Here is a 25,802-nt window from a genome sequence, read left to right on the forward strand (position 1 = left end):
GCAGCCGTATCCTGTGACAGGGCAAGTGGTACTTTACTGACCCGCCTTGCAAAATGCCCTGTATAGCCGTTAAAGCGAAGCATCTCCTGTAACCAAAATAAAAATCCCGCAGCGGAGGGTTTGAATCCGGCCTCAAAATCGCCTCAACTTTTTCACGGTGGCCGGGGCGCACCGGCTGGACCCGGTGCGAGGGCATGTCGGCACAGGGACGTGCCGTCATGCCCGACCCGAAGCCAGCGGGGAAAAGATGAGGTTTCCCGCTTCAGCGGGCGATTTTGCGTGCCGGGAGCCGGGATTGTTAAGGGGGCGGCGGCGAGCCCCCTTAACACGTTCGCGTGAAGGAAGAGTACATATGAAAACAACGCTCCGGCGAACGTAACTTTTCATCGCCCGCACATAAGCACGTCATAAAACGCCACCCCATCCCGGGAAACCCAGCGTCTGTGCCGCCTGCGCCCCTCATCCCGCCCCTCTCCCCGAAGGGGGCGATTTTGCGAGCTGGGAGCCGGGGTCGCCAGGGGGCTGGCGGCGAGCCCCCTTAACACGTTCGCGTAAAGGAAGGGTACATATGAAAACAACGCTCTGGCGAACGGAACCCTTCACCACCCACGCATATTCATCTCAGAAAATGCCAACCCACCCGGTGAAGCGCAGCGTCTGCGCCACCTGCCCTCCCCAACAAACGAACCCCTTGACTCCTCTCAAAACCGATTAAAATTAATACTTATTACAGACGCGGGAGCACCCGTAACAAAGCAGGCGCCGGAGCGCCAGGAGAGGGCTATGCAACAACCTTTAATCGGCGTGACCGCCTGCCGCTGGGAGCATAACGGTCAATATTTCCATGTGGCGGGCGATAAATATCTGCGCGCGGTGGTGTTTGGCGCCAGCGCCCTGCCGGTTATCGTGCCCGCTTTTGGCGACCTTATCGCGCCGGAAAGCTGGTTCGCGCGGCTCGACGGCCTGCTGTTTACCGGCTCGCCAAGCAACGTAAACCCCGATCTTTACGGCCATACGCTGCACGTGCTGAACACTCATAGCGACATGGCGCGCGACGCCACGACCCTGCCGCTGCTGCGTGCCGCCATTGAAGCGGGCGTGCCGCTGCTCGCTATCTGCCGCGGCTTTCAGGAGCTTAACGTGGCGCTGGGAGGCACGCTGCATCAGGCGGTGCATACGGCGGGGCCATGGGCGGATCACCGGGAAGATCCCAACGACGACCTGGCCGAACAATATGGGCCAGCACATATCATTCATACCGAGCCGGGCGGCGTGCTGGAAGAACTTGGCCTGCCGCCAAAGTTTGAGGTGAACTCGCTGCATACGCAGGGGATTGAAACGCTGGCGCCAGGTTTGCGGGTAGAAGCGCGAGCGCCAGACGGATTAATTGAAGCGGTATCGGTGGAAAGCGCTCGCGCGTTCGCTGTCGGCGTGCAGTTTCATCCGGAGTGGCAGGTGCAGCATAACCCGCACTACCTGACCCTGTTCCGCGCCTTTTCTAAAGCCTGCATAGCCCGCGCCACGCAGCGAGCGCGAGGAGACGTTTAATCACCCCTGCCGGGCGGCGCTGCCTGCGCGTCTCACCCTACCCTTCTATTCAGAGGGGCGAGGAATACTGTCAGGCCATGGCTTCAGACGTATCCCCCGGTTGAAGCCATGGCGGTTGGCCCTACGCTGACCTGGGAGACCCAGCGCCTGCGCCGTCCTCCTGCTCCTCCACCCGTTCGCCCTTAAACATTGGCGGCGGCTGGCGGAAACGGCGGGTCAGCCACGTCAGGTAGCCCACACCGAGCGCCGCCCAGATAAGCCCCATCACCAGCGAGCTTTTCTCCAGGTTCAGCCACAGCACCGCGACCGTCAGCGCCCCTACCAGCGGCAGGATCAGGTAGTGAAACTTGTCGCGCCAGGTTTTGTTGCGCCCTTCGCGCAGGAAGAAGTGGTTCACGACCGAAAGGTTTACGAAGGTAAAAGCCACCAGCGCGCCGAAGTTAATCAGCGCCGTGGCGGTGACGAGATCGAAAGAGAGCGCCGTCAGCGCCACAATGCCCACCAGGATGACGTTTAGCGCCGGGGTGCGCCATTTCGGGTGCACGTAACCGAACACTTTTTCCGGGAAGACATTATCGCGCCCCATCACATACAGCAGGCGGGAGACGCTGGCGTGCGAAGCCAGCCCCGACGCGAGCGTATTAACGAACGTACAGCAGAGGAAAATAGACTGGAACAGCTTACCGCCAACATAGAGCGCAATCTCCGGCAGCGCGGCGTCCGGCTCTTTAAAGCGGCTCATGGTCGGGAAGAAAAGCTGAATAAAAAACGACGCGGCAATGAAGATAACCCCGCCATAGAGTGCGGTGAGGAAAATCGCCCGCGGGATCGTTTTGCCGGCGTTAGGCGTCTCTTCCGAAAGCGTGGTGACGGCGTCAAAACCCAGGAACGAAAAGCAGACAATCGTCGCCCCGGTGATGATGGGGATAAGCTGCGCATTTTCGCTGACGAACGGTGAAAGCGACCAGACCGTGCCCACGCCTTCGCCTTTATGCAGCCCGTGCACGACGAGGAAGATAAACACCGCGATAATCGCCACCTGCACACCCACAAACAGCGTGTTGAAGTTCGCCACCAGATTGACGCTTTTGAGATTCGCAAGGGTCATGATGCCGACATAAAGCACCACCCAGATCCATTGCGGCACTTCCGGGAACATGGCGGAGAGATAGAGCTTCGCCAGCAGGACGTTGATCATCGGCAGGAAAAGGTAATCCAGCAGCGAAGACCACCCCACCAGAAAGCCCACGTGCGGGTTGATAGCCTGTTGGGCGTAGGTATAGGCGGAACCGGCGGTGGGAAAACGCTTTACCAGCTTGCCGTAACTGACCGCGGTAAAGAGCACGCCCGCCAGCGCCACCAGATACGAGGCGGGAACATGGCCGTCGCTAAGTCCCGACACGATGCCGAACGTATCGAATACCGTCATCGGCGTCAGGTAGGCGAGCCCCATCATGACGACCTGCCAGAGCTTAAGCGATTTGCGCAGCTGCGGTTTTGCCGCCGCCGTCGCGACATTGAGATCGTAGTTAATCGCCATGCCGGTTCCCCTCTTTTCCCTCTGCGGCAGAGGTGATGGGGAACCCGTCAGGCAAACGGGGAGAGAAATGACTCAGGGAGAGCTTGCCGCTGAAGGCGGCGCAGCGGTTCGCCGGCCCGTATTTACTGCGGCTCAGGCGAAGGCCTGTGCGCGGCGGATAGACATAAACATGCACCATCTCTTTTTCCTCGTAACGTATCCTGAACGTCGTAGTCAACCGTGGCCGCGCTTAGCTCCTTCGCGCGACACCGGAAAAAGCCGGCCTGTTCCGCCCGGCAACGCTCGCCGCTATCTTCCACAGAAGCGGCCTGTTATTTCTGTTTGTCGGACTGCGGCCTCGACAGGGTATTACGGGTAAAAGCTTCCCGGCCTGCGCAACAAAGGCAGGGAAGCGAGGTTGATTGTCAGCGGAAAATCAGGCGTTTTTCAGCATCCACTCAATTTCTGTTTCTGTGATTAAACGCTCAAACTGGATCAGCTCATCGTTCTTGCAGGCGTGGAACACGTCGCAGAAGCGGCCGCCGAGAAGTTCTCGCATGGCCGGATGAGCCTGGAATTCGTAAAGCGCATCGCTTTGACGAATCGGGAATGGCGCACCCTCTTGCTCAAGACCGTTACCCTCGACGGCCTCCGGCAAAGGGAGGTCATTATCCAGACCCTGCAGGGCGCCCGCAAGTACCGCGGCCATAACGAGATAAGGGTTAGCGTCCGCCCCGGCTACGCGGTATTCAACGCGGTGGCTTTCGCGCTCCCCACAGGGGATGCGCAGTGCGACGGTGCGGTTGTTGTGGCCCCAGGAGGCCTGGGTCGGCACATACATGCCTGGCTGAAAACGGCGGTAGGAGTTTACGTTGGGGGCGAGCAGCGCCATCGAGGCAGGCATCAGGTCAATCATCCCTGCCAGCATCTTCTTTAATACCCCGGAGTCTTCGCCTTCGGCGTCCGCCAGCACGTTGACGCCTTTATCATTCACCACGCTAATATGAATGTGCATGCCGCTGCCGGCGTGCTCTTCGTAGGGCTTGGCCATAAAGGTGGCCTGCATGCCGTGCTTTTCCGCCACCTGTCGCACCAGGCGCTTGAGCGCCAGCGCGTGATCGCAGGCCTGCAGCACGTTACTGGTGTGATGAAGGTTGATTTCAAACTGGCCCGGCGAGGCTTCCGCCACCGCGCCGTCGGCGGGAATTTGCTGCAGGCGCGCCAGTTCGTCGATATCGCTCAGCACATCGGCGAAGCGATCAAGGTTGTCGACGGAGTACACCTGGCTTTGGGTATTACGGTCCTGCGTACCGGGCGCGCAGGGCGGCTGAAGATAGCCTTCAGCGTCGCGCTGACGGTCAATTAAATAGAACTCCAGCTCTACCGCTACCACGGGGAACAGCCCGCGCTGGCGCAACTGCTGCCAGAGTCGGTTAAGCACGTTCCGTGGCTCAACGTCAAAGGGAGTACCATCTTCATCCTGCATCGTCAGCAACAGCTGACCTATATATTCAGGATCGGTGGTCGACGGCACCAGCGTGCCGGTTACCGGCACGCAGCGGCGATCCGGTTCGCCAAGCTCCTGCCCTAACCCAGCCTCTTCCACCACGTTGCCTAAAATGTCCATCGCGAAAACCGAGGCCGGGAAGTAGCATCCTTTTTCTACTTTACGCAGGCCTGCTACGGGAATGCGTTTGCCGCGAAAACAGCCGTTTAAATCTGTGAGCATGACGTCGATATGTTCGGTCAGAGGATAGCGCTCCAGATAGGCTTTTACTTCGCGAGCAAACGCACTGCTTCGCCTCTCTTCATTGTGCTGCATGAAATTCTCAACTTCTACGATATTGGTTTCCATGATTCACCGCCGTTGTTGCCAGGAGTCCCGGTCTGTTGACTGCGACCGTTCGATATAATTTCCACTTTTAAAATTTAGATGCAACCGAATTGTTTTTCAAATGTTAAATTGAGTTTGAATTTTGGTTACGGTGTTGCTAGATTGAGAAAATATTGAACAACAGGCGAAGCATGACCGTTATTTGTAAATAATTTAGTCCATCAGGCGAGGGTAAAATGGGCAATATATTTGACAGACCTCTCATTGTAGTGGTGATGTGCAGGAACAGGATAAAAGGACATTTAAGTCAAACCCTGCAAGAAAAGTACCTGAACGCCGTGCTCCACGCAGGCGGCCTTCCCATCCCTTTACCGCACGCGCTGGCGGAACCGGAACTCCTGACTACCCTTCTACCGCAGCTGGACGGCATTATGCTGCCCGGCAGCCCCAGCAACGTTCAGCCGCACCTTTATGGTGAAAACGGCGATGAGCCTGACGCCGACCCTGGGCGAGATACATTGAGCATGGCGCTGATTGAAAGCGCGCTCGAAAGGCGCATCCCCCTTTTCGCCATCTGCCGGGGCCTGCAGGAATTGGTTGTCGCCACTGGCGGAACGCTATATCGTCGGCTGTTTGAGCAGCCGGAGCTTCTGGAACACAGAGAAGATCCGGAACTGCCTTTGGCGCAACAATATGCGCCCTCTCATGAAGTTCAGGTACAGCCTGGCGGCTTAATCTCCCGCCTTGTACCGGGTTGCAACAGGTTCTGGGTAAACTCATTACACGGCCAGGGCGTGAAAACGCTGGGTCCGCGCCTGCGCGTGGAAGCAAGGTCAACCGACGGGCTGGTGGAAGCCGTGAGCGTCGAAGACCACCCTTTCGTGCTCGCAGTCCAGTGGCATCCCGAATGGAAGAGTAATGAATATGCCCTCTCCCGCCTGTTGTTCGAGGGTTTTATCACCGCCTGTCGGGGATACCGGGCAGAATTACGACCGCCCGCCTGACACTGACTTAAGGAAGCGAAAATATGAGCGATATCACCCTGGCGCCGGGGAAGCGTTTAGCGCAGATCCGCCAGCAACTGGGTTTGTCGCAGCGCCGCGTCGCTGAACTATCGGGATTAACGCACAGCGCTATCAGCACCATTGAGCAGGATAAAGTCAGTCCGGCCATCAGTACGCTGCAAAAGCTGTTGAAGGTCTACGGGCTGTCGCTGTCGGAGTTTTTTGCTGAACCAGAGAAACCGGACGAACCGCAGGTTGTTATCAATCAGGAAGATTTGATTGAGATTGGCAGCCAGGGCGTCTCGATGAAGCTGATTCATAACGGTAACCCTCATCGCACGCTTGCGATGATTATTGAGACTTACCAGCCCGGTACCACGACCGGGGAGAGGATTAAACACCAGGGGGAAGAGATAGGCACCCTGCTGGAAGGCGAGGTGGTGCTGGCGATTAACGGCCAAACGTACCGCCTGGTGGCAGGACAAAGCTATGCCATTAACACCGGCATACCGCACAGCTTCAGCAATACCTCGGCCGGGATCTGCCGCATCATCAGCGCGCACACGCCCACCACCTTCTGATAGCCGGAAAGCGCGTTTCCGGATAACGAAGCAGGCCGGAAGCGCCTCCTCGCAGGCGACATAACGTAAAAAAGCAGGCCCGGGATTTTTTAAAAAAATCTCCCGCGGCCCCGCTTTGACCAAATTCCGTGACGTACCGGCGGAACGATTCGATAACACGTTGAATTTCAAAGGAGAGCTTATGGAGTTTCATCATTTGCCTTACTGGCGCCAGCAGGCGGAACGGCTCACGGTTCAGGGGCGCCTGTTTATTAACGGCGAGTACAGCGACGCCCTGGGCGGCGAAACCTTCGCCACAGTCAACCCGGCGACAGGCGAAAACATCGCCAGGGTCGCGCGCGGCAAAGCGGAAGACATTAACGCCGCGGTGAGCAGCGCGCGGGCCGCCTTTGAGCGCGGCGACTGGTCGCAGGCCTCGCCCGCCGTTCGCAAGCACGTCCTGAACGCGTTCGCGACACTTATGGAACAGCATCACGAGGAGCTGGCGCTGCTGGAGACGCTTGATACCGGCAAGCCGATTCGCCATAGCCTGCGTGATGATATTCCCGGCGCCGTGCGCGCTATTCGCTGGTATGCCGAAGCGATTGATAAAGTCTATGGCGAAGTCGCGCCGACGGGCGGCAGCGAGCTGGCGCTGATTGTCCGCGAGCCGGTGGGCGTGGTCGCCGCCGTGGTGCCATGGAACTTCCCGCTGCTGCTCGCCTGCTGGAAACTCGGCCCGGCGCTCGCCGCCGGCAACAGCGTTATCCTTAAGCCTTCCGAGAAATCCCCCCTCACCGCCCTGCGCATCGCGGCGCTCGCTAAAGAGGCGGGGCTGCCGGACGGCGTGCTGAACGTGGTGCCGGGCTTCGGCCACGAGGCGGGCAGCGCGCTGGCTCAACACCCGGATGTGGACGCCATCGCGTTTACCGGCTCCACGCGCACCGCGAAGCAGCTTTTAAAAGACGCGGGCGACTCCAACATGAAGCGCGTCTGGCTCGAAGCGGGCGGCAAGAGCGCTAACATCATCTTCGCCGATTGCCCGGACCTGAAAAAAGCGGCAGCGGGCGCGGCGGCGGGCATCTTCTATAACCAGGGCCAGGTCTGTATCGCCGGTACGCGGCTGTTGGTGGAGGCGAGCATTCGCGAAGCGTTTCTGCAACTGCTCGCCGAACAGGCGCAGGCTTTCCGCCCCGGCGACCCGCTCGACCCGGACTGCGTTATGGGCGCCCTGATTGACGACGCTCACGCGCAAAGCGTGCGCGACTACATCCAGCTTGGCCTTGAGCAAGGCGCTCAACTCTGGCTTGACGGGCGCAACACAGGGCGCGCCGCCTACGTCGGCCCGACCATCTTTACCGGCGTGGAAAATACGATGCGCATCGCCCGGGAGGAGATTTTCGGCCCGGTGCTGGCCGTCACCACCTTTAGCGGTGAAGAAGAGGCGTTGCGGCTGGCCAACGACAGCGACTACGGCCTCGGCGCCGCGGTCTGGACGCGGGATCTCTCCCGTGCGCACCGGCTATCCCGCAGGCTGAAAGCCGGCTCTGTTTTCATCAACAACTATAACGACGGCGATATGACCGTACCGTTCGGCGGCTACAAGCAGAGCGGCAACGGCCGTGATAAGTCGCTGCACGCGCTGGATAAATTTACCGAACTGAAAACCATCTGGATTGCCCTGGAGCCTTAATCATGGAACACGTAAAGAGCTATTACGCCGCGAGCGCCAATGCCCATGCCCCGTATCCGACCCTGACGGAATCGCTGGAGTGCGATGTTTGTGTGGTGGGCGGCGGTTATACCGGTCTCTCCTCCGCCCTGCATTTAGTCGAGCAGGGTTATAACGTTGTGCTGCTTGAAGCGGCGCGCATCGGCTTTGGCGCCAGCGGCCGCAACGGCGGGCAAATCGTTAATTCATACAGCCGCGATATCGACGTGATTGAAGCGCGCTACGGCGCGCAGACGGCGCGAATGCTCGGCAGCATGATGTTTGAAGGTGCGCAGATAATCCGCGACCGCATCGCCCGTTACGATATTCAGTGCGACTACCGCCAGGGCGGGCTGTTCGTGGCGCTCAATCGTAAACAGTATCTGGGGTTGATTGAGCAGAAAGCGAACTGGGAGCGTTATGGCAACAACCAGCTTGAGCTGCTGGATGCGGACAAGGTGCGCGACGAAATCGCCAGCAACCGCTACAGCGGCGCGCTGCTCGACCACAGCGGCGGCCATATTCACCCGCTGAACCTGGCGCTGGGCGAAGCGGAGGCGATTCGCCTGCAGGGCGGACGCATTTTTGAGCAGTCGGCAGTGGTGAAAATCGAGCATGGTCAGCCCGCCGTCGTCAAAACCGATAAAGGCCAGGTGAAGGCGCGCTATGTCATTGTGGCGGGCAACGCCTACCTTGGCAGCAAACTGGAGCCTGCGCTGGCGCGGCGCAGCATGCCGTGCGGCACCCAGGTGGTAACCACCGAGCCGCTGGACGCCGACGTCGCCGCCTCGCTGCTGCCGAACAACTACTGCGTGGAAGACTGTAACTATTTGCTCGACTACTACCGCCTGACGGCGGATAACCGGCTGCTTTACGGCGGCGGCGTGGTTTACGGCGCACGCGACCCGCATGATATCGACAGGCTGATTATGCCCAAGCTGCTGAAGACCTTCCCGCAGTTAAAAGGGGTAAAAATCGACTATCGCTGGACGGGCAATTTCTTGCTGACGCTCTCCCGGATGCCGCAGTTCGGCAGGCTTGAGAACAATATCTATTACATGCAGGGCGACAGCGGCCACGGCGTGACCTGCACCCATCTTGCCGGCAAGCTTATCGCCGAAGCGCTGCGCGGCGATGCGGAACGCTTCGACGCTTTCGCCACCCTGCCGCACTACCCCTTCCCCGGCGGGCGCTCGTTCCAGATCCCGTTCACCGCCATGGGCGCGGCCTACTACAGTTTGCGGGACCGGCTGGGGGTATGACGCTCGCGCAGGCGGCGCAGGCGCTGGGTTTCCCGGGATGGGGTGGCGTTTTATGACGTGCATATGTGCGGGCGATGAAGGGTTACGTTCGCCGGAATGTTGTTTTCATATGCACCCTTGCTTCACGCGAACGTGTTAAGGGGGCTCGCCGCCGCCCCCTTAACAATCCCGGCTCCCGGCGCGCAAAATCGACCCCTTCGGGGAGAGGGGCGCAGGCGCTGGGTTTCCCGGGACCGGGTGGCGTTTTATGACGTGCTTATGTGCGGGCGATGAAGGGTTCCGTTCGCCAGAGCGTTGTTTTCATATGTCATCTCTTTTCACGCGAACGTGTTAAGGGGGCTCGCCGCCGCCCCCTTAACAATCCCGGCTCCCGGCACGCAAAATCGACCCCTTCGGGGAGAGGGGCGCAGGCGCTGGGTTTCCCGGAACCGGGTGGCATTTTATGACGTGCATATGTGCGGGCGATGAAGGGTTACGTTCGCCAGAGCGTTGTTTTCATATGTCATCTCTTTTCACGCGAACGTGTTAAGGGGGCTCGCCGCCGCCCCCTTAACAATCCCGGCTCCCGGCACGCAAAATCGCCCGCTGAAGCGGGAAACCTCATCTTTTCCCCGCTGGCTTCGGGTCGGGCATGACAGTGCGTCCCTGCACTGACATGCCCTCGCACCGGGTCCAGCCGGTGCGCCCCGGCCACCGTGAAAAAGCTGAGGCGATTTTGAGGCCGGATTCAAACCCTCCGCTTCGGCATTTTTATTTTTGTTACAGGAGATGTTTCGCTTTAACGGCTATACAGGGCATTTTGCAAGGCGGGTCAGTAAAGTACCACTTGCCCTGTCACAGGATACGGCTGCGCCGTCATTTCCCCACACACGGCCCTCGCCTCAACCCGGCCCTCTCCCCCGAGGGAGAAAACCCCGTGAGTGGCACTGCATTTGTTCACCAATGAACCACCAAAACGCATTCTGCCTTATAGCGACAACACTATGACTTTTTTCATCAGCCTGTCAGCGATGGTGTTGCTCCGGCCTCAAAATCGCCTTCCGGGCAGGCAGATGGTCGGGGCTGGCCGTCGGGAACGGCCAGAGGCGGGTCGGCACACGGATGTGCCGTCCTGCCGACCCGAAGCCAGATGACAGACCGGAAGGTCTGCCCCGAAGGGGTCGATTTTGCGCGCCGGGAGCCGGGGTTGCCAGGGGGCTGGCTTTGAGCCCCCTGGCACGTTCGCGGGAAAAGAGATGACATATGAAAACAACGCTCTGGCGAACGGAACCCTTCACTGCCCATGCATGTATCCCCAGAGAAGGTACATATAAAAACAAATCTCCGGCGAACGGAACCCTTCACTGTCCATGCATGTATCCCAAGAGAGGATACATATGAAAACAACACTCCGGCGAACGTAACCCCTTCATTGCCCGCGCATATGCACGGCATAAAACGCCAACCCGTCCCGGGAAACGCAGCGTCTGCGCCGCCAGGTCCCCGCCGCGTCGGGCAGCGCTACAGCGCATCCTTCTCTATCCCCAGCCGCTTCATGCGCGAAAGCAGCGTGGTGCGCTTCACCCCCAGACGCTGCGCCGCGCCTTTAGGCCCGGCGATGACGCCGTTGGTCTCCTTCAGCACCCGCACAATGCGCTGATATTCATCTTCGCCCTCCCGCATCTCGTCGGTCGCGGGCGTCAGCGTCGCTTTCTTCGGCGCGGTGAAGGCCACTTCCGGCAGCGAAAGCTGCAAGACGTTGCCGCGCGTCAGCAGCACCGCGCGCTCAATCACATTCTCCAGCTCGCGCACGTTGCCCTGCCACTCCATCTGGCTTAAGGCGTGCAGCGTTTCGGCGGGAATGCTGTCGATGCTGCGCCCGAGGCGACGGGCGATTTTAAAGGTGAAGGCTTTTACCAGCAGCGGGATATCTTCCGGGCGCTCGCGCAGCGGCGGCAGGTTAATGGGAAAAACGTTCAGGCGGTAGTAGAGGTCGCTGCGAAACTCCCGGTCGGCCACCATCTGGCGCAGGTCGCGATTGGTGGCGGCGATAAGCCGTACGTCGGTCTGAATCACTTTGTTGCTGCCGAGCCGCTCGAACTCCTGTTCCTGCAACACGCGCAGCAGCTTTGGTTGCAGCTCCAGCGGCATATCGCCCACTTCGTCAAGAAACAGGCTGCTCTTGTCCGCCAGCTCAAAACGGCCGATACGCTGGGCGCTGGCGCCGGTAAATGCGCCGCGCTCATGGCCGAAAAGGTCGCTCTCCAGCAGGCCCGCGGGCATGGCGGCGCAGTTGAGTTTCACCATCCGCCGCCCGTTGCGCTCGCTGAGGTTGTGAATAGCGCGGGCGATAAGCTCTTTGCCGGTGCCGGTTTCGCCGAGGATAAGCACCGTGCTGTCGCTTTTCGCCACCATTTCCACCTGCTTCATCACCGCGGTCATCGCGTCAGAGCGGCCAATAATCTCGCCGAAATCCGCCGGTACGTTGTTTATCTGCTCGGTCAGCGCCAGGTTTTCATCCACCAGCCGCTCTTTTAGCCGGTGGATCTCCTGGTAGGCGAGCGCGTTATCGACCGCGATGGCGATGCGCTCGGCAATCTGGCGCAGCAGCTTCAGGTTGGCGGCGGTGAAAATATGCTCCTCACACTGGGCAAGCTTCAGCACGCCGAGCATTTTATCGCCAAACATCAGCGGCAGCAGGCAGAGCGTCTGGATCTGGTTGCCCCACATTTCAAACAGCATGCGTTCATAAGGGGCGAGTTCGTCGCGCTGGTGCAGGTTAACCAGCAACATTTCGCGGCTCTTCAGCACCCGTTCTGAAAGGGTGCCTTTTGCGGTAACTTCGCTCTGGTCGTGCAGCGGCGCGGCTTCGTCAACGTAGTGGGTGGACCAGATGGTGAGCTTGCCCTTGCGGGGCGAGGGCAGCACCACGCTGACCGAGTCGATGTTGAAGTAGTAATGAATCTCGCGCGAGATCTCGGTGACAAGCTCATCGAGATGCAGTTTTGACAGCACGGCGTTGGTAATCGCCACCAGAATGCGAAAGTCGTCGCGCTCCCGGCACAGCAGCTGGTAATTCTGATTATCGCCCACGCGCGTCTGGATCTGCTCTGCCGCCACGCTGACGATTTGCGTCAGGGTTTGCAGCCGGGAGTACTCGTTTTCGCTCCACGGCGTGTTGGCGTTGCGAATAAACTCGCAGCCGCCAAAAATGTGCCCCTCGGCGGCGAGCGGCGCCAGGCAGTAGTGGCCGAAGGGCGGATAGAGGGCCAGCGCCGCGAGCGGCGGCCAGGTCTCGGCGAACTCTTGATAGTCGCAATGCAGCACTTCCGGGCGGGAGAGCACCCGGCGAACCGGACCGTGGGAAAGCACGGTTTCATCTTCGTACTGCACCGCTTTGCCGAGGTTATCGACGCTGTAAAAACAGACCCGCTGATGCTTAGGGTGGTAAAGCAGGATATTAACCCGATCCGCCATGCCAGAACTTTTCACCAGCGTTTTCAGCGCTTCCGCCAGCGCGCAGAGATCCGGCTGTTGCAATAACGTGCGGGTGATATCGAACAGCCCCTGCTGGCCGAGATCGCTCATGGGAGTGTATGACATTAGACTCATCCGGAAAGGTTTCGCAAAAGGCGAAACAAGCAAAGCACTATAATAACTAAAGGCTAATTAATGGTTTTTTGCGCAGGAACAGGCTTTAGCAGATCCGCGGCAACGGTTCGCTATGCGGCAGATCAAGCGTGCGCTTCACGCCGTAGAGCCCGCAAAGCCGCACGCCCGCGCTGGCGGTGACTTCGCCGACTATCGCGGCGTCACGCCCCAGCGGATGCGCTTTCATCGCCTCCAGCGCCTGTTGCGCCGCTTCCCGCGCCACGCCAATCACCAGCTTTCCTTCATTGGCGAAGTTAAGGGCGTCCAGTCCCAGCAGTTCGCACACGCCGCGTACCGACGGCTTGAGCGGCAACGCCTTCTCCTGAAGCGCCATGCCGCAGCCGCTGCTGGCGGCGAACTCATGCATCACCGCGTTAACGCCGCCGCGGGTGGCATCGCGCAGCGCTTTCACTCCCCGGATCGGGCGCAGCGCCTCAATCAGCGGCGAGAGCAGGGCGCAGTCGCTCGAAAGCGCCCCTTCAAGCCCCAGCTCCTCACGCAGATTAAGGATAGTGGCGCCATGGTCGCCGAGCGTGCCGGAAACCAGCAGCAGGTCGCCCGGCGTCAGCGAAGCGGCGCTCCAGTGAATCGTCGTCGGAATCGCCCCCAGCCCGGCAGTATTGATAAAAAGCTTATCCGCCGCGCCCCGCGGCACCACCTTGGTATCGCCGGTCACAATCTCTATCCCCGCTTCGCGGGCGGTCGCCGCCATGCTGTTTACCACGCGCTCAAGCGTCGCCAGCGCAAGCCCCTCTTCAAGAATAAAGCCGCAGGAGAGCCAGCGCGGGAGCGCGCCGCTGACCGCCACGTCGTTAGCCGTGCCGCAGACGGCGAGCTTGCCGATGTCGCCGCCGGGAAAAAAGAGCGGGTCGATGACGTAGCTGTCGGTGGAAAACGCCAGGCGATCGCCGCGCGCGGTGAGCTCCGCAAGCGGCAGGCGCGCCTGATCTTCCTGTTCGTCAAGCCAGGGATTAGCGAACGCCCGCATAAAAAGTTGGCCGATTAACTGCTGCATCGCCTGGCCGCCGCTGCCGTGGGCGAGGGTAATGGTGTTCATGCTTCACACTCCTGAGAACGGTACTGATACCACGCCGCGCAAGCCCCCTCTGAGGAGACCATCAGCGCGCCGAAGGCGTTTTGCGGGTTGCAGCGCGCGCCGAACAGCGGGCACTGCGCGGGTTTGCAGCGTCCGGTCAGCACCTCGCCGCAGCGCGCCTGCGGGTCATCGCTGACCTGGTGCTTACGGGGCGCAAAGCGGGCCTCGGCGTCAAAGCGTTGGTACGCTTCGCGAAGCTTCACCCCCGAGCCGTTTATCACGCCGAGCCCGCGCCATTCGCTGTCGCCTTCCACACAAAAAACATCATCAATAGCGTGCTGCGCCGCCGGGTTGCCCGCGTCCGGCACCACGCGGCGGTACTGGTTTTCCACCCGGCTCCGCCCGGCGATTTTCTGCTCCACCAGCATCAGCACGCCCTGCAGCAAGTCCATCGGTTCAAAGCCCGCCACGACCAGCGGCCGCTGATATTGCGTGGCGATAAAATCGTAGCGGGCGGTGCCGATAACCATGCTGACATGCCCAGGTGCGAGAAACGCATCGATGCCGTTATCCGGTTGCGAAAGCAGGCTGGCAAGGGTTGGGATCAGCGTGATGTGCTGACAGAAGAAAAAGAAGTTTTCCACGCCGCGGGCTTTCGCCTGCCGAAGCGTCAGGGCGGTGGCGGGCATGGTGGTTTCAAAACCCAGGCCGAAGAACGCCACGTCGCGCTGCGGGTTTTCTTCGGCAATCTTCAGCGCGTCCAGGGGCGAATAGACGATGCGCACATCCGCGCCGCGCGCTTTCGCCTGCAACAGCGAGCCGTTTTTCCCCGGCACCCGCAGGGCGTCGCCGAAGGTGCAGAAGATAACGCCAGGGCGCTCGGCGATGTCAATGCAGCTGTCGATGCGCCCCATCGGCAGTACGCAGACCGGGCAGCCGGGGCCGTGAATAAACTCAACGTTCTCTGGCAGCAACTGGTCCAGCCCGAATTTGAAAATGGCGTGGGTGTGTCCGCCGCACACCTCCATAATGCGCAGCGGCCGTTCAGCGCTCCAGGGCAGCCGCGCCGCCCGCTCGCGCAGCCTGTCGATAAGCTGCATTACCCGCTGCGGCTCGCGGTATTCATCCACATAGCGCATCAGCATGCCTCCTCGCCGTAGAGCAGCGGGCCAACGTCCGGCTCCACGTCAAACATGTTTTGCAGCGCGTCGAGGGTATCCAGCGCCTCTTGTTCGTTAATCAGGCTCATGGCGAAGCCGACATGCACCAGCACCCACTGGCCAAGACGCGGCGCGCCATGTTCGTCATGGGTGCCGACAAGCGTAAGATCCACCTCGCGCTTCACGCCGCTGACCTCAACGCGGGCGAGGTTACCCTCGCCCAGTTCGCAAATCCGCCCGGGAATGCCTATGCACATCGCTGCGCCTCCAGCCAGGCGAGCCAGGCCTCCATGCCGTCGCCTTTGGTGGCGGAAACCAGCAGGATGTCGATATCCGGGTTGACCTCGCGCGCGCAGGCCAGACATTTTTCCACGTCGAAATCGAGGTAAGGCAGCAGGTCGATTTTATTCAGCAGCAGCAGCGAGGCGGCGGCGAACATGTGCGGATACTTAAGCGGCTTGTCTTCGCCCTCGGTCACGGAGAGCACCGCCACCTTATGCCGTTCGCCAAGATCAAACCCCGCCGGGCAGACCAGGTTGCCGACGTTTTCAATAAACAGAATGCCGCCATCAGCGAGGGGGAGCCGGGTCATGGCGTCGGCCACCATCTGCGCATCCAGATGGCAGCCTTTACCGGTATTCACCTGAAGCGCGGGGGTGCCGGTCGCGCGGATGCGCTCGGCGTCGTTCACCGTTTGCTGGTCGCCTTCAATGACGGCACAGGCCGTTTTACCGTGCAGCCGCTTCAGGGTTTCCGTCAGCAGGGTGGTTTTGCCGGAGCCGGGGCTGGAAACAAGGTTTAACCCCAGCTGTCGCCGTTCGTTCAGGCGCTGGCGGTTGCGCTGCGCCAGCCGGTTATTTTTCTCCAGCACATTAATTTCAATCTCCACCATCTTGCGCTGGCTTAGCCCCGGCGCGTGGGTGCCCGCTTCGCCGCGTCCGTAATGCAGATCGCCCTGCGGGGCGACGGCGGGGGTAAAGAGATTAACGTTGGTGATAGCGGCCTGAGTGCGGGCTGCCGGGGCGAAGGGGGCGGCGCGAAACGCCGAGTGGGGGTTGCGTTCATCCCCTTCGATATAAAGGTTGCCGTGTTCGCAACCGCAGGTGGTACACATAGCTACTCCTGTTCGATTTCCAGGCGTTTGATCTGCACGCCGTCGTCCGCGACGATGCGCAGGTTCACGCCGTTACACTGCGGACAGCGCCTGACGCGCTGGGTCAGCAGATGAACATGCTGCTTGCAGTCATGACACCAGCACTCCGCCGCCTGTTGCGCCAGATGCAGCGCGCAGCCTTGCGCGCAGGTATCGCGGCACACCAGCTCAAAGCAGAACGCCAGCGCGCTTTGCTCAACGCAGGAAAACGCGCCGATTTCCAGCCAGACGCCGGTCACCCGCCGCGCGCCGAGCCGCTGCGCCTGTTGTTCAATAATTTCTACCGTCCGCTGGCAGAGGGTGAGTTCATGCATAAAACCTCCGAAGCCATGGGCCGACGCCCTGGACGGGCAATGCAATAACGGTGCCAGAGGAAAAACGGTGTCGGCAGAAAGGGTGTCGAGGCTGTCGAAATGACACGTCATGACAGCGCGCAGGCGCTGTCATTCTAAATAAAGTCATTAAAATACAATGGGATAAAAAATGGCACGGTTCATGCTAAACGGGACTGCTACCCGTAAATGAGAGTTACGCCATGATCCTTTCCGAACTAAGCCAGAAAGCAGAATTTATCGCGGATCGTCACCGCAGCCTGCAGTCGCACTGGCATACCTACTGCAATACCCTGGTCCAGGCCATCACCCTGTCGAAACATAAGCTGCATCACGCCATGGGCTGCGAGCCGCAGACCGGGCTCAGCTTCTTTCTCTTCGACCACTTCGTTATTCGCGTGGAACAGGCCGAAGGCTTTAACTGCCACACCATTAACTATCTCGTGGAGAGCCGCGACGGGCGTGAGCAGGCCTGCATCGCCAGCGCCCGGCTGGACCAGAACGGGCTGCTTGATGGCGCGGTGGATATCCGCGACCGCGAGCGCGTGCTTGAGCATTACCTCAATAAAATCAGCGCCGTGTATGAGGGGCTGTATGAGGCGGTGCAGGGCGATGCGCCGCTGCGCATCAGCGCGCTGCTGGCGAACCCACGCAAGCCTGACGTGGCCTGACACGTTTACGTGTCGGCGACTGTCGACGTCGACACATTTCGTCAAAAATGTCTCACCTGAGGAATGACTGGTGAATCGTTTTATCCTTGCTGACTCTTCGCTCTGCATCGGCTGTCGCACCTGCGAAGCCGCCTGCGCAGAGACCCATCGCCTGCACGGTCTGCAGTCCCGACCGCGCCTGCAGGTGATGCGCAACGAAAAAGACTCCGCGCCGCAGCTTTGCCGCCACTGCGAAGATGCGCCTTGCGCCCAGGTCTGCCCGGTAAACGCCATTAACCGCGAGGCGGGGGCGGTCCAGCTCAATGAGAGCCTGTGCGTAAGCTGCAAGCTTTGCGGTATTGCCTGCCCGTTTGGCGCGATTGAATTCTCCGGCAGCCGTCCGTTGCATGTTCCCGCCAACGTCAACAGCCCGAAGGCGCCCCCGGCGCCCCCGGCGCCGGCCCACGTCGGCGCTTTTCTCGACTGGACGCCCGGCATACGCGCCGTGGCGGTGAAGTGCGATTTATGCGCCTTCGACGACGCGGGCCCGGCGTGCGTGCGCACCTGCCCGACCAACGCGTTAAGGCTTGTCGATAACCACGACATCGCCCGCGCCAGCCGCCGCAAACGCGAGCTGACGCTCTATTCCGACTTTGGCGATCTGTCGCAGTTGCCTGACATAAGCAGAGGAAACGCATGAGCATCGTGACTTTACTGAATGGGGCGCTGGCGATATTTCTCGGCGGCGCGCTGCTTTCGCTGCTGCTGCGCCCGCATAAGCCGCTGAGCGCGTTCGTCGCGGCGGCGAGCGGATTGCTCGGCAGCCTTGGCGCGCTGACGGCGGGGGCGCTGGTGCTGGGCGAGCTGCGCCCGGCGACCATCGCTGCGCTTGGCGCAGGGCATTTCACCGTACAGGTGGGGCCGCTCAACAGCGTCTGGCTGCTGGCTTTTGGCCTGCCGGGCTTTTTTGTCAGCCTCTTTCAGCTTGCGGGCGATCGCCCGGGCGCGCCGCGAACCGAAGGCTGGCTGCTGAACCTGCTGCTGGCCGCCGCCACGCTTGCAGTCACCGCAGATAACCTCGCTACCCTGGTGGTCATGGCGGAGATAATGAGCCTCGCCGCCGTTTTTCTGACCGGCGAGAGCGGCGCAGGCAAGCTCTGGTTCGCGCTCGGGCGCTGCGGCACGCTGCTGCTGATTTTCGCCTGCGGGCTGCTGTGGCGACAGTATGGCACGCTGAACTTTACGCAGTTGCATGAGCTCACCGCCGCTCAGCCGCTCGGCGACGGCGTTCGTCTGCTGGGGCTTGCGGGCTTTGGCTTGCTGGCGGGCCTTGTGCCGCTGCATGGCGGCGTCGTGCAGGCGCATGCCCAGGCGGGGAGTCCGGCCGCCGCGCTCTTTTCCGCCGTGGTGCTGAAGGTGGGGCTTTACGGCCTGCTGATGATGTCGCTCATCGACAGCGCGCTGCCGCTGTGGTGGGGCGTGCTGGTGATGCTGCTTGGCATGCTGACCGCCTTTATCGGTGGGCTTTACGCGCTGATGGAGCACAATATCCACCGCCTGCTGGCTTATCACACGCTTGAGAATATCGGCATTATCCTGCTGGGCCTTGGCGCGGGCCTCACCGGCCTGGCGCTTCGCGAGCCGGTGCTGATTGCACTCGGCATGACCGGCGGTCTTTACCATCTTTTTAATCACAGCCTGTTCAAAACCACGCTCTTTCTGGGCGCGGGCGCGGTGTGGTTTCGCACCGGGCATCGCGATATCGAAAAGCTCGGCGGCATCGGCAAAAAGATGCCGGTTATCTCGCTCGCCATGCTGGTGGGGCTGATGGCGATGGCGGCGTTGCCGCCGCTGAACGGCTTCGCCGGGGAGTGGGTTATCTATCAATCTTTCTTCCGCCTGGGTCAGCTTGCGCCGTTTGCCGCGCGCTTGTGCGGGCCGCTGCTGGCGGTGGGTCTCGCCATTACCGGCGCGCTGGCGGTGATGTGCATGGCGAAGGTGTACGGCGTCACCTTCCTTGGCGCGCCGAGAACCGCAGAGGCGGAAAACGCGCAGCCTGCGCCCTGGCCAATGACGCTGAGCGCGGCCCTTTGCGCGCTCTGCTGCGTGGCGGGCGGCGTTGGCGCGCCCTGGCTGCTGCCGCTGCTGCATAACGCCGTACCGCTGCCGCTGGTCACCGCTCACACAGGCGTTGCTCAGCTGATGATAACGCTGCTGCTGCTCGGCTCGCTGCTGCTGCCGTTCCTGCTGCTGACGCTGCTGAAAGGCGACAGGTTGCCCGCCCGCACCCGCGGCGGCGCCTGGGTCTGCGGCTATGAGCATGAGTCGGCGATGGTGATTACCGCCCACGGCTTCGCCCAGCCGGTGAGAGCCGCCTTCGCGCCGGTCATCGCGCTTCGTCGTTCCATGAGTCTGGTGGCGCCGGGCTGGCGCAACGCCAGTCCTGTGCTGTGCCGCCGCCTGGCGGTTATCGAACTGGTGGTGCTGCTGGTTGTTGTCATTTCACGGGGAGTCTGAAATGCAGAACGTTATTTTCCCTCTGGCGCAGGCGCTCATTCTTTTTGCCTGCGCGCCGCTGCTGTCCGGCGTCACGCGCGTCTGCCGCGCCCGGCTGCATAACCGCCGCGGCCCGGGCGTGATGCAGGAGTACCGGGATCTCTTCAAGCTGCTGGGCCGCCAGAGCGTGGCCCCGGCGGCCTCAGGATGGGTGTTCCGCCTGATGCCGCTGGTGATGATAGCGGTGATGTTCACCATCGCCACCGCCTTGCCGGTGGTAACGCTCTCCTCGCCGCTGCCCGGCGTTGGCGATCTCATCACGCTTATCTATCTCTTCGCCATCGCCCGCTTCTTTTTTGCCATCGCCGGGCTGGATACCGGCAGCCCCTTTACGGCGATAGGGGCGAGCCGCGAGGCGATGCTCGGCGTGCTGGTCGAGCCGATGTTGCTGCTCGGCCTGTGGACCGCGGCGCAGGTGGCGGGCTCGACGCATATCAGCCATATCGCCGCGATGGTTTACCACTGGCCCGTCGCCCACAGCCTGCCGCTGCTACTGGCGCTCGCCGCCTGCGCCTTCGCCACGTTTATTGAGATGGGCAAGCTGCCGTTCGACTTAGCCGAGGCGGAGCAGGAGCTGCAGGAAGGGCCGCTGTCCGAGTACAGCGGCGCGGGCTTCGCGCTGCTTAAGTGGGGCGTGAGCCTCAAGCAACTGGTGGTGTTGCAGATGTTTGTCGGCGTGTTTCTGCCCTGGGGGCAGATGCCGCATTTCAGCATGGGCGGCCTTCTGCTGGCTGTCGTCGCGGCGGTAGCGAAGCTGCTGTCTGGCGTGCTCATCATCGCGCTGTTTGAAAACAGCATGGCGCGCCTGCGCTTTGGCGCCGCCTCCCGCGTCACCTGGGCCGGATTTGGCCTGGCTTTTTTAGCTTTCGTCTCCTTGCTGGCGGCGTGATAAGAGAACAGAACGATGTCTGAAGAAAAAGTGGGTCAACACTATCTGCGCGCGCTGCACGAGGCGTTTCCTGGCGTGGTGCTGGATGAGGCCTGGCAAACCCGCGACCAGCTCACCGTGACGGTGAAGCTCAATTATCTGCCTGAGGTGGTGGAGTTTCTCTACTACCAGCAGGGCGGCTGGCTGTCGGTGCTGTTTGGCAACGACGAGCGCAAGCTTTGCGGCAGTTTTGCCGTCTATTACGTGCTCTCCATGGAGCAGGGGACAAAATGCTGGATAACGGTGCGGGTAGAGGTGGATGCGAATAAACCGGAGTTCCCGTCCGTTACGCCGCGCGTGCCTGCCGCCGTCTGGGGCGAGCGCGAAGTGCGCGACATGTACGGCCTGGTGCCGACAGGACTGCCGGACGAACGTCGCCTGGTGCTGCCGGACGACTGGCCGGACTCGCTCTATCCGCTGCGTAAAGACAGTATGGATTACCGCCAGCGCCCGGCGCCGACCAGCGATAAAGAGACCTACGAGTTCATTAACGAGCTGGGTGACGCCAAAAACAACGTGGTGCCGATTGGCCCGCTCCATGTCACCTCGGATGAACCGGGCCACTTCCGGCTGTTTGTCGACGGCGAAAATATTATCGACGCCGATTACCGGCTCTTTTATGTGCACCGCGGCATGGAAAAGCTCGCCGAAACGCGCATGGGTTACAACGAAGTGACCTTTCTTTCCGACCGCGTCTGCGGCATCTGCGGCTTTGCCCACAGCACCGCCTACACCACGTCGGTGGAGAACGCGATGGGCATTCAGGTGCCGGAGCGGGCGCAGACGATCCGCGCCATTCTGCTGGAGGTGGAGCGGCTGCACAGCCATCTGCTGAACCTCGGCCTCGCCTGCCACTTCGTCGGCTTTGATTCCGGGTTTATGCAGTTTTTCCGCGTGCGCGAAACCTCCATGAAGATGGCGGAGATCCTGACCGGCGCGCGCAAAACTTACGGCCTGAACCTGATTGGCGGCATTCGCCGCGACCTGCTGAAAGAGGACATGATCCAGACGCGTCAGCTGGCGCAGCAGATGCGCCGCGAGGTTAAGGATCTGGTGGATGTATTGCTCAGCACGCCGAACATAGAGCAGCGTACCGTGGGCGTGGGGCGGCTCGACCCGCAGATCGCCCGCGACTTCAGCAACGTCGGCCCGATGGTGCGCGCCAGCGGCCATGCCCGCGACACCCGCGCCGATCACCCCTTTGCCGGCTACGGGCTGCTGCCGGTCGAGGTGCACAGCGAGCAGGGCTGCGATGTTATCTCGCGCCTTAAAGTGCGCATTAACGAGGTCTTCACCGCGCTTAACCTGATCGACTTCGGCCTTGATAACCTGCCCGGCGGCCCGCTGATGGTGGAAGGGTTTACCTATATCCCGAACCGCTTCGCGCTGGGCTTTTGCGAAGCGCCGCGCGGCGACGACATTCACTGGAGCATGACCGGCGACAACCAGAAGCTCTACCGCTGGCGCTGCCGGGCGGCGACCTATGCCAACTGGCCGACGCTGCGCTATATGCTGCGCGGCAACGCGGTTTCCGACGCGCCGCTGATTATTGGCAGCCTCGACCCGTGCTACTCCTGCACCGACCGCATGACGGTGGTGGACGTGCGCAAGAAGAAAAGCCAGGTGGTGCCTTACAAAGAACTGGAGCGCTATAGCATTGAGCGCAAAAACTCGCCGCTGAAATAGGGGAAGGCCCGCATGTTTACCTTTATCAAAAAAGCCTTAAAAACCGGCGTGGCGACCCGCGCATATCCGCTTGAGCCGATGCCGGTCGATAAAAACTTTCGCGGCAAGCCGCAGCATAACCCGCAGCAGTGCATCGGCTGCGCCGCGTGCGTGAACGCTTGCCCCTCCAACGCCCTGACGGTGGAGACCGACCTCGCGGCGGGGCAGCTCGCCTGGCAATTCAACCTTGGCCGCTGCATTTTCTGTGGCCGCTGCGAAGAGGTTTGCCCGACCGCGGCCATTCGCCTGACGCCGGAGTATGAGCTCGCCGTGTGGCGCAAGGAAGATTTTCTCCAGCAGGCGCGTTTTGCTCTCTGCCGCTGTCGCGTTTGCGCGCAGCCGTTTGCGGTGCAAAAGGAGATTGATTATGTGATTGCGCTGCTGGCGCATAACGGCGATGCCCGCGCCGAGCGCCACCGCGAAGGCGTTGAAACCTGTCCCGACTGCAAGCGCCAGCAGGGGCTTGCGCCGTCCGATCGCATCGATCTGACCCGCGAACTGAAGGAGGCCATCTGATGAATTTGCTCGGCCCTCGCGACGAGAACAACATTCCGACGCCGCTCACCGTTGATGAATCTATCGCGCGCATGAAAACGTCGCTGCTGAAAAATATCCGGCGCTCCGCTTACGTTTACCGGGTGGACTGCGGCGGGTGCAACGGCTGCGAGATTGAAATTTTCGCCACGCTTTCGCCGCTGTTCGACGCCGAACGCTTCGGCATTAAAGTGGTGCCTTCCCCGCGCCATGCCGACATTCTGCTCTTTACCGGCGCGGTGACGCGCGCCATGCGCTCGCCCGCGCTGCGCGCCTTTGAATCGGCACCCGACCCGAAAATCTGCATCTCCTACGGCGCCTGTGGCAACAGCGGCGGCATCTTCCACGATCTCTACTGCGTGTGGGGCGGCACGGACAAGATAGTGCCGGTGGACGTGTATATTCCCGGCTGCCCGCCGACCCCCGCCGCCACGCTGTATGGCTTCGCCATGGCGCTGGGGCTGCTGGAGCAGAAAATTCATGCGCGCCTGCCGGGCGAAGAGGATAACCAGCCTGCGCAGATCCTGCACCCGGAGATGGTGCAGCCATTGCGGGTGAGGGTGGACCGCGCCGCGCGGCGGCTCGCGGGTTACCGCTACGGCCGCCAGATTGCCGACGATTTTATGCGCCACCTCGCAAACGGGCATAACAGCGTGGCGCGTTGGCTGGAGCAGGAAAACGATCCGCGCCTGAGCGAGATAGTGCACCGCCTCAATGAGGTGGTGGATCGGGAGCGCATCGGATGACGGAAAAGGTGGTATTCAGCCGGCTCAGCCGCAAGTTTATCGACGAGAACGACGCCACGCCGCCGCAGGCGCAGCAGGTTATCTACTACAGCCTGGCGATTGGCCACCATTTAGGGGTGATCGACTGCCTGAAGGCGACGCTGGTCTGCCCGTTTGCGGATTATCAGACGTGGATCGGCACGCTTGAGCCGGGCGAGGCGCGGCGCAAGATGGAAGGCGTGCCGCGCTACGGCGAAATCGTTATCGACCAGAGCCATGTGACGCTGCTGGCGACAGCGTTTGATGAGGCGCTGCCTCGCCAGAGCGCGTCGCAGCAGGACTGGAGCCGTGAGCTGCTGAGCCTGTTGCAGGCGATTCAACAGGAACCGGCGGTCTACGTCATGGTAAGGAGGGATCGTGACTGACGTTTTGTTATGCGTGGGCAACAGCATGATGGGCGACGACGGCGCAGGGCCGCTGCTGGCGGAGAAATGCCGCGCCGCGCCGCGGGGAAACTGGCAGCTGATAGACGGCGGCAGCGCGCCGGAAAACGACATTGGCGCCATCCGCGCGCTGCGCCCGGACCGGCTGTTGATAGTTGACGCCACCGACATGGGGCTAAACCCCGGCGATATCCGGCTTATCGACCCGAACGACATTGCCGACATGTTCATGATGACGACCCACAACATGCCGCTCAACTATCTGGTGGAGCAGCTCCAGGACGCGGTGGGCGAGGTGCTTTTTCTTGGCATTCAGCCTGATATTGTCGGCTTTTATTACCCGATGACCGAGGCGGTGAAACGCAGCGTGGAGGACGTTTATCAGCGGCTGGCCGACTGGCAGGGGAGCGGGGGATTTGTTGCCCTCGGCGGGGAGGCGTAGCGCCAACCGCCGGGTTTGCTCTGTTGCCCCTTTGGGAAGAGGGTCGCAGGCGGCTCACGCGCTGAGCCTTACTCTCAGGATATATGCACGGGCAGTGAAAGGTTACGTTCGCCGGAGCATTGTTTTCATATGTACTCTTCCTTCACGCGAACGTGTTAAGGGGGCTCACCGCCGCCCCCTTAACAATCCCGGCTCCCGGCACGCAAAATCGCCCGCTGAAGCGGGAAACCTCATCTTTTCCCCGCTGGCCTCGGGTCGGGCATGACGGTGTTTACTCGGCCCATCCATGGGCCTCGCCCCTTCGGGGCCAACGCTTTGCGTTGTTCAAAAACGCTCCCGGCGTTTTTGTCCCTGCACCGACATGCCCTCGCACCGGGTCCGACCGGTGCGTCCCGGCCACCGTGAAAAAGCTGAGGCGATTTTGAGGCCGGATTTACCCTTCGCTTCGGCGTTTTATTTTAGTTGCAGGAAATGCTTCGCTTTGACGACATACGGGAAGTTGTGCAGGGCCAGTCAGCAAAGCGCCACTTGCCCTGCAATGTGATACGTCCATGCCGTCCTTTCTCCTCAACCCGGCCCTATCCCCAGAGGGGCGAGGGGAAAAAACCTCGAGTGGCGCTGCGCTTGCTCACCCTCCACACCATCAAAACGCATTCTGCCTTACAGCGACTCCTTCGTAATGCTTTTCATCAGCCTGTCAGCGATGACGTTTATCCGGCCTCAAAATCGCCTTCCGGGCTGACAGCTGGCCGGGGCACGCCGGAGGGAACCGGCGTGAGGTCATGTCGGTGCAGGGATGCACCGTCAGGACCGACCCGAAGCCAGATGACAGGCCGGAAGGTCTGCCCCGAAGGGGTCGATTTTGCGAGCCGGGAGCCGGGGTCGCCAGGGGGCTGGCGGCGAAGCCCCCTGGCACGTTCGCATGAGTGGCGATGACATATAAAGACAACGCTCTGGCGAACGGAACCCTTCACTGCCCATGCATATATCCTGAGGGAGTAAGGCTCAGCGCCTGCTCCCCTCACCCCAACTCTCTCCCCAAAGGGGCGA

At 61.2% G+C, this 25,802-nt stretch carries 23 protein-coding genes; 14 read left to right on the forward strand and 9 right to left on the reverse strand.

Going from position 1 to position 25,802, the window contains the following annotated elements:
* Positions 1 to 783 precede the first annotated feature (783 nt).
* Positions 784 to 1,548, forward strand: coding sequence for a gamma-glutamyl-gamma-aminobutyrate hydrolase family protein (locus MT962_RS05095; protein WP_247364828.1), 765 nt, complete (start codon positions 784 to 786; stop codon positions 1,546 to 1,548).
* Positions 1,549 to 1,669: 121 nt separating this feature from the next.
* On the opposite strand, the gene MT962_RS05100 is transcribed toward MT962_RS05095, so the two are convergent.
* The 3 genes from MT962_RS05100 to MT962_RS05110 form a co-directional block, all read right to left on the reverse strand.
* Complete coding sequence (locus tag MT962_RS05100; RefSeq protein WP_247364830.1) at positions 1,670 to 3,088, reverse strand: APC family permease; 1,419 nt, start codon at positions 3,086 to 3,088, stop codon at positions 1,670 to 1,672.
* On the reverse strand, positions 3,078 to 3,266 hold the full coding sequence (locus MT962_RS05105) for an ABC transporter permease (protein ID WP_247364831.1): 189 nt from the start codon (positions 3,264 to 3,266) through the stop codon (positions 3,078 to 3,080). The genes MT962_RS05100 and MT962_RS05105 overlap by 11 nt, the downstream gene beginning before the upstream one ends.
* 237 nt (positions 3,267 to 3,503) lie before the next feature.
* The gene (locus MT962_RS05110) at positions 3,504 to 4,922 is read right to left on the reverse strand and encodes a glutamine synthetase family protein (RefSeq protein WP_024559143.1); all 1,419 of its coding nucleotides are present in this window, start codon (positions 4,920 to 4,922) and stop codon (positions 3,504 to 3,506) included.
* Positions 4,923 to 5,137: 215 nt separating this feature from the next.
* On the opposite strand from MT962_RS05110, the gene puuD reads away from it, so the two are divergent.
* From puuD to MT962_RS05130, 4 genes are all read left to right on the forward strand, one after another.
* Complete coding sequence (gene puuD, locus MT962_RS05115) at positions 5,138 to 5,905, forward strand: gamma-glutamyl-gamma-aminobutyrate hydrolase (protein ID WP_247364832.1); 768 nt, start codon at positions 5,138 to 5,140, stop codon at positions 5,903 to 5,905.
* Positions 5,906 to 5,928: 23 nt separating this feature from the next.
* Positions 5,929 to 6,486 (forward strand): HTH-type transcriptional regulator PuuR, encoded by a 558-nt coding sequence (gene puuR, locus MT962_RS05120; protein WP_024559145.1) that lies wholly within the window; start codon positions 5,929 to 5,931, stop codon positions 6,484 to 6,486.
* Positions 6,487 to 6,667: 181 nt separating this feature from the next.
* Positions 6,668 to 8,158 carry an aldehyde dehydrogenase PuuC gene (gene puuC / locus MT962_RS05125; protein ID WP_247364833.1) on the forward strand — a complete coding sequence of 497 codons (1,491 nt, stop codon included), beginning with the start codon at positions 6,668 to 6,670 and terminating at the stop codon, positions 8,156 to 8,158.
* Positions 8,158 to 9,438 carry an FAD-binding oxidoreductase gene (locus tag MT962_RS05130; RefSeq protein WP_024559147.1) on the forward strand — a complete coding sequence of 427 codons (1,281 nt, stop codon included), beginning with the start codon at positions 8,158 to 8,160 and terminating at the stop codon, positions 9,436 to 9,438. The genes puuC and MT962_RS05130 overlap by 1 nt, the downstream gene beginning before the upstream one ends.
* Before the next feature lie 1,500 nt (positions 9,439 to 10,938).
* Here the strand turns inward: MT962_RS05130 and flhA are convergent.
* From flhA to hypA, 6 genes are all read right to left on the reverse strand, one after another.
* The gene (gene flhA / locus MT962_RS05135; RefSeq protein WP_048887348.1) at positions 10,939 to 13,020 is read right to left on the reverse strand and encodes a formate hydrogenlyase transcriptional activator FlhA; all 2,082 of its coding nucleotides are present in this window, start codon (positions 13,018 to 13,020) and stop codon (positions 10,939 to 10,941) included.
* A 94-nt stretch (positions 13,021 to 13,114) separates the two neighbouring features.
* Positions 13,115 to 14,125, reverse strand: coding sequence for a hydrogenase expression/formation protein HypE (gene hypE, locus MT962_RS05140; protein WP_247364834.1), 1,011 nt, complete (start codon positions 14,123 to 14,125; stop codon positions 13,115 to 13,117).
* Positions 14,122 to 15,243 (reverse strand): hydrogenase formation protein HypD, encoded by a 1,122-nt coding sequence (gene hypD, locus MT962_RS05145; protein WP_048887410.1) that lies wholly within the window; start codon positions 15,241 to 15,243, stop codon positions 14,122 to 14,124. The genes hypE and hypD overlap by 4 nt, the downstream gene beginning before the upstream one ends.
* Complete coding sequence (locus MT962_RS05150; RefSeq protein ID WP_024559355.1) at positions 15,243 to 15,521, reverse strand: HypC/HybG/HupF family hydrogenase formation chaperone; 279 nt, start codon at positions 15,519 to 15,521, stop codon at positions 15,243 to 15,245. Before MT962_RS05150 ends, hypD begins: the two co-directional genes overlap by 1 nt.
* Positions 15,512 to 16,378: a hydrogenase nickel incorporation protein HypB gene (hypB, locus tag MT962_RS05155; RefSeq protein ID WP_024561359.1), complete on the reverse strand. Its 867-nt coding sequence runs from the start codon at positions 16,376 to 16,378 to the stop codon at positions 15,512 to 15,514. Before hypB ends, MT962_RS05150 begins: the two co-directional genes overlap by 10 nt.
* Before the next feature lie 2 nt (positions 16,379 to 16,380).
* Positions 16,381 to 16,731: a hydrogenase maturation nickel metallochaperone HypA gene (gene hypA / locus MT962_RS05160; protein ID WP_247364835.1), complete on the reverse strand. Its 351-nt coding sequence runs from the start codon at positions 16,729 to 16,731 to the stop codon at positions 16,381 to 16,383.
* Between the two features lie 221 nt (positions 16,732 to 16,952).
* Here hypA and hycA point away from each other — a divergent pair, with 221 nt between their 5' ends.
* The 9 genes from hycA (at position 16,953) to hycI (ending at position 24,752) form a co-directional block, all read left to right on the forward strand.
* Positions 16,953 to 17,420: a formate hydrogenlyase regulator HycA gene (gene hycA / locus MT962_RS05165; protein ID WP_024559358.1), complete on the forward strand. Its 468-nt coding sequence runs from the start codon at positions 16,953 to 16,955 to the stop codon at positions 17,418 to 17,420.
* A gap of 70 nt (positions 17,421 to 17,490) precedes the next feature.
* Positions 17,491 to 18,099 (forward strand): 4Fe-4S dicluster domain-containing protein, encoded by a 609-nt coding sequence (locus tag MT962_RS05170; RefSeq protein WP_024559359.1) that lies wholly within the window; start codon positions 17,491 to 17,493, stop codon positions 18,097 to 18,099.
* Positions 18,096 to 19,916: a formate hydrogenlyase subunit 3 gene (hycC, locus tag MT962_RS05175; protein ID WP_247364836.1), complete on the forward strand. Its 1,821-nt coding sequence runs from the start codon at positions 18,096 to 18,098 to the stop codon at positions 19,914 to 19,916. Before MT962_RS05170 ends, hycC begins: the two co-directional genes overlap by 4 nt.
* A gap of 1 nt (position 19,917) precedes the next feature.
* Entirely contained in the window at positions 19,918 to 20,844 is a 927-nt protein-coding gene (locus MT962_RS05180) for a respiratory chain complex I subunit 1 family protein (RefSeq protein WP_247364837.1), read from the forward strand.
* A 15-nt stretch (positions 20,845 to 20,859) separates the two neighbouring features.
* On the forward strand, positions 20,860 to 22,569 hold the full coding sequence (locus tag MT962_RS05185; RefSeq protein ID WP_024559362.1) for a hydrogenase large subunit: 1,710 nt from the start codon (positions 20,860 to 20,862) through the stop codon (positions 22,567 to 22,569).
* A 12-nt stretch (positions 22,570 to 22,581) separates the two neighbouring features.
* Positions 22,582 to 23,124 (forward strand): formate hydrogenlyase complex iron-sulfur subunit, encoded by a 543-nt coding sequence (locus tag MT962_RS05190; protein ID WP_024559363.1) that lies wholly within the window; start codon positions 22,582 to 22,584, stop codon positions 23,122 to 23,124.
* Entirely contained in the window at positions 23,121 to 23,888 is a 768-nt protein-coding gene (gene nuoB / locus MT962_RS05195) for an NADH-quinone oxidoreductase subunit B family protein (protein ID WP_024559364.1), read from the forward strand. Before MT962_RS05190 ends, nuoB begins: the two co-directional genes overlap by 4 nt.
* Entirely contained in the window at positions 23,885 to 24,292 is a 408-nt protein-coding gene (locus MT962_RS05200) for a formate hydrogenlyase maturation HycH family protein (RefSeq protein ID WP_247364838.1), read from the forward strand. Before nuoB ends, MT962_RS05200 begins: the two co-directional genes overlap by 4 nt.
* Positions 24,285 to 24,752 (forward strand): hydrogenase maturation peptidase HycI, encoded by a 468-nt coding sequence (gene hycI, locus MT962_RS05205; RefSeq protein ID WP_024559366.1) that lies wholly within the window; start codon positions 24,285 to 24,287, stop codon positions 24,750 to 24,752. Before MT962_RS05200 ends, hycI begins: the two co-directional genes overlap by 8 nt.
* Positions 24,753 to 25,802 lie beyond the last annotated feature (1,050 nt).

The sequence above is a fragment of the Franconibacter sp. IITDAS19 genome (genome assembly GCF_023079515.1).
GTDB classification, from domain to species: domain Bacteria; phylum Pseudomonadota; class Gammaproteobacteria; order Enterobacterales; family Enterobacteriaceae; genus Franconibacter; species Franconibacter pulveris.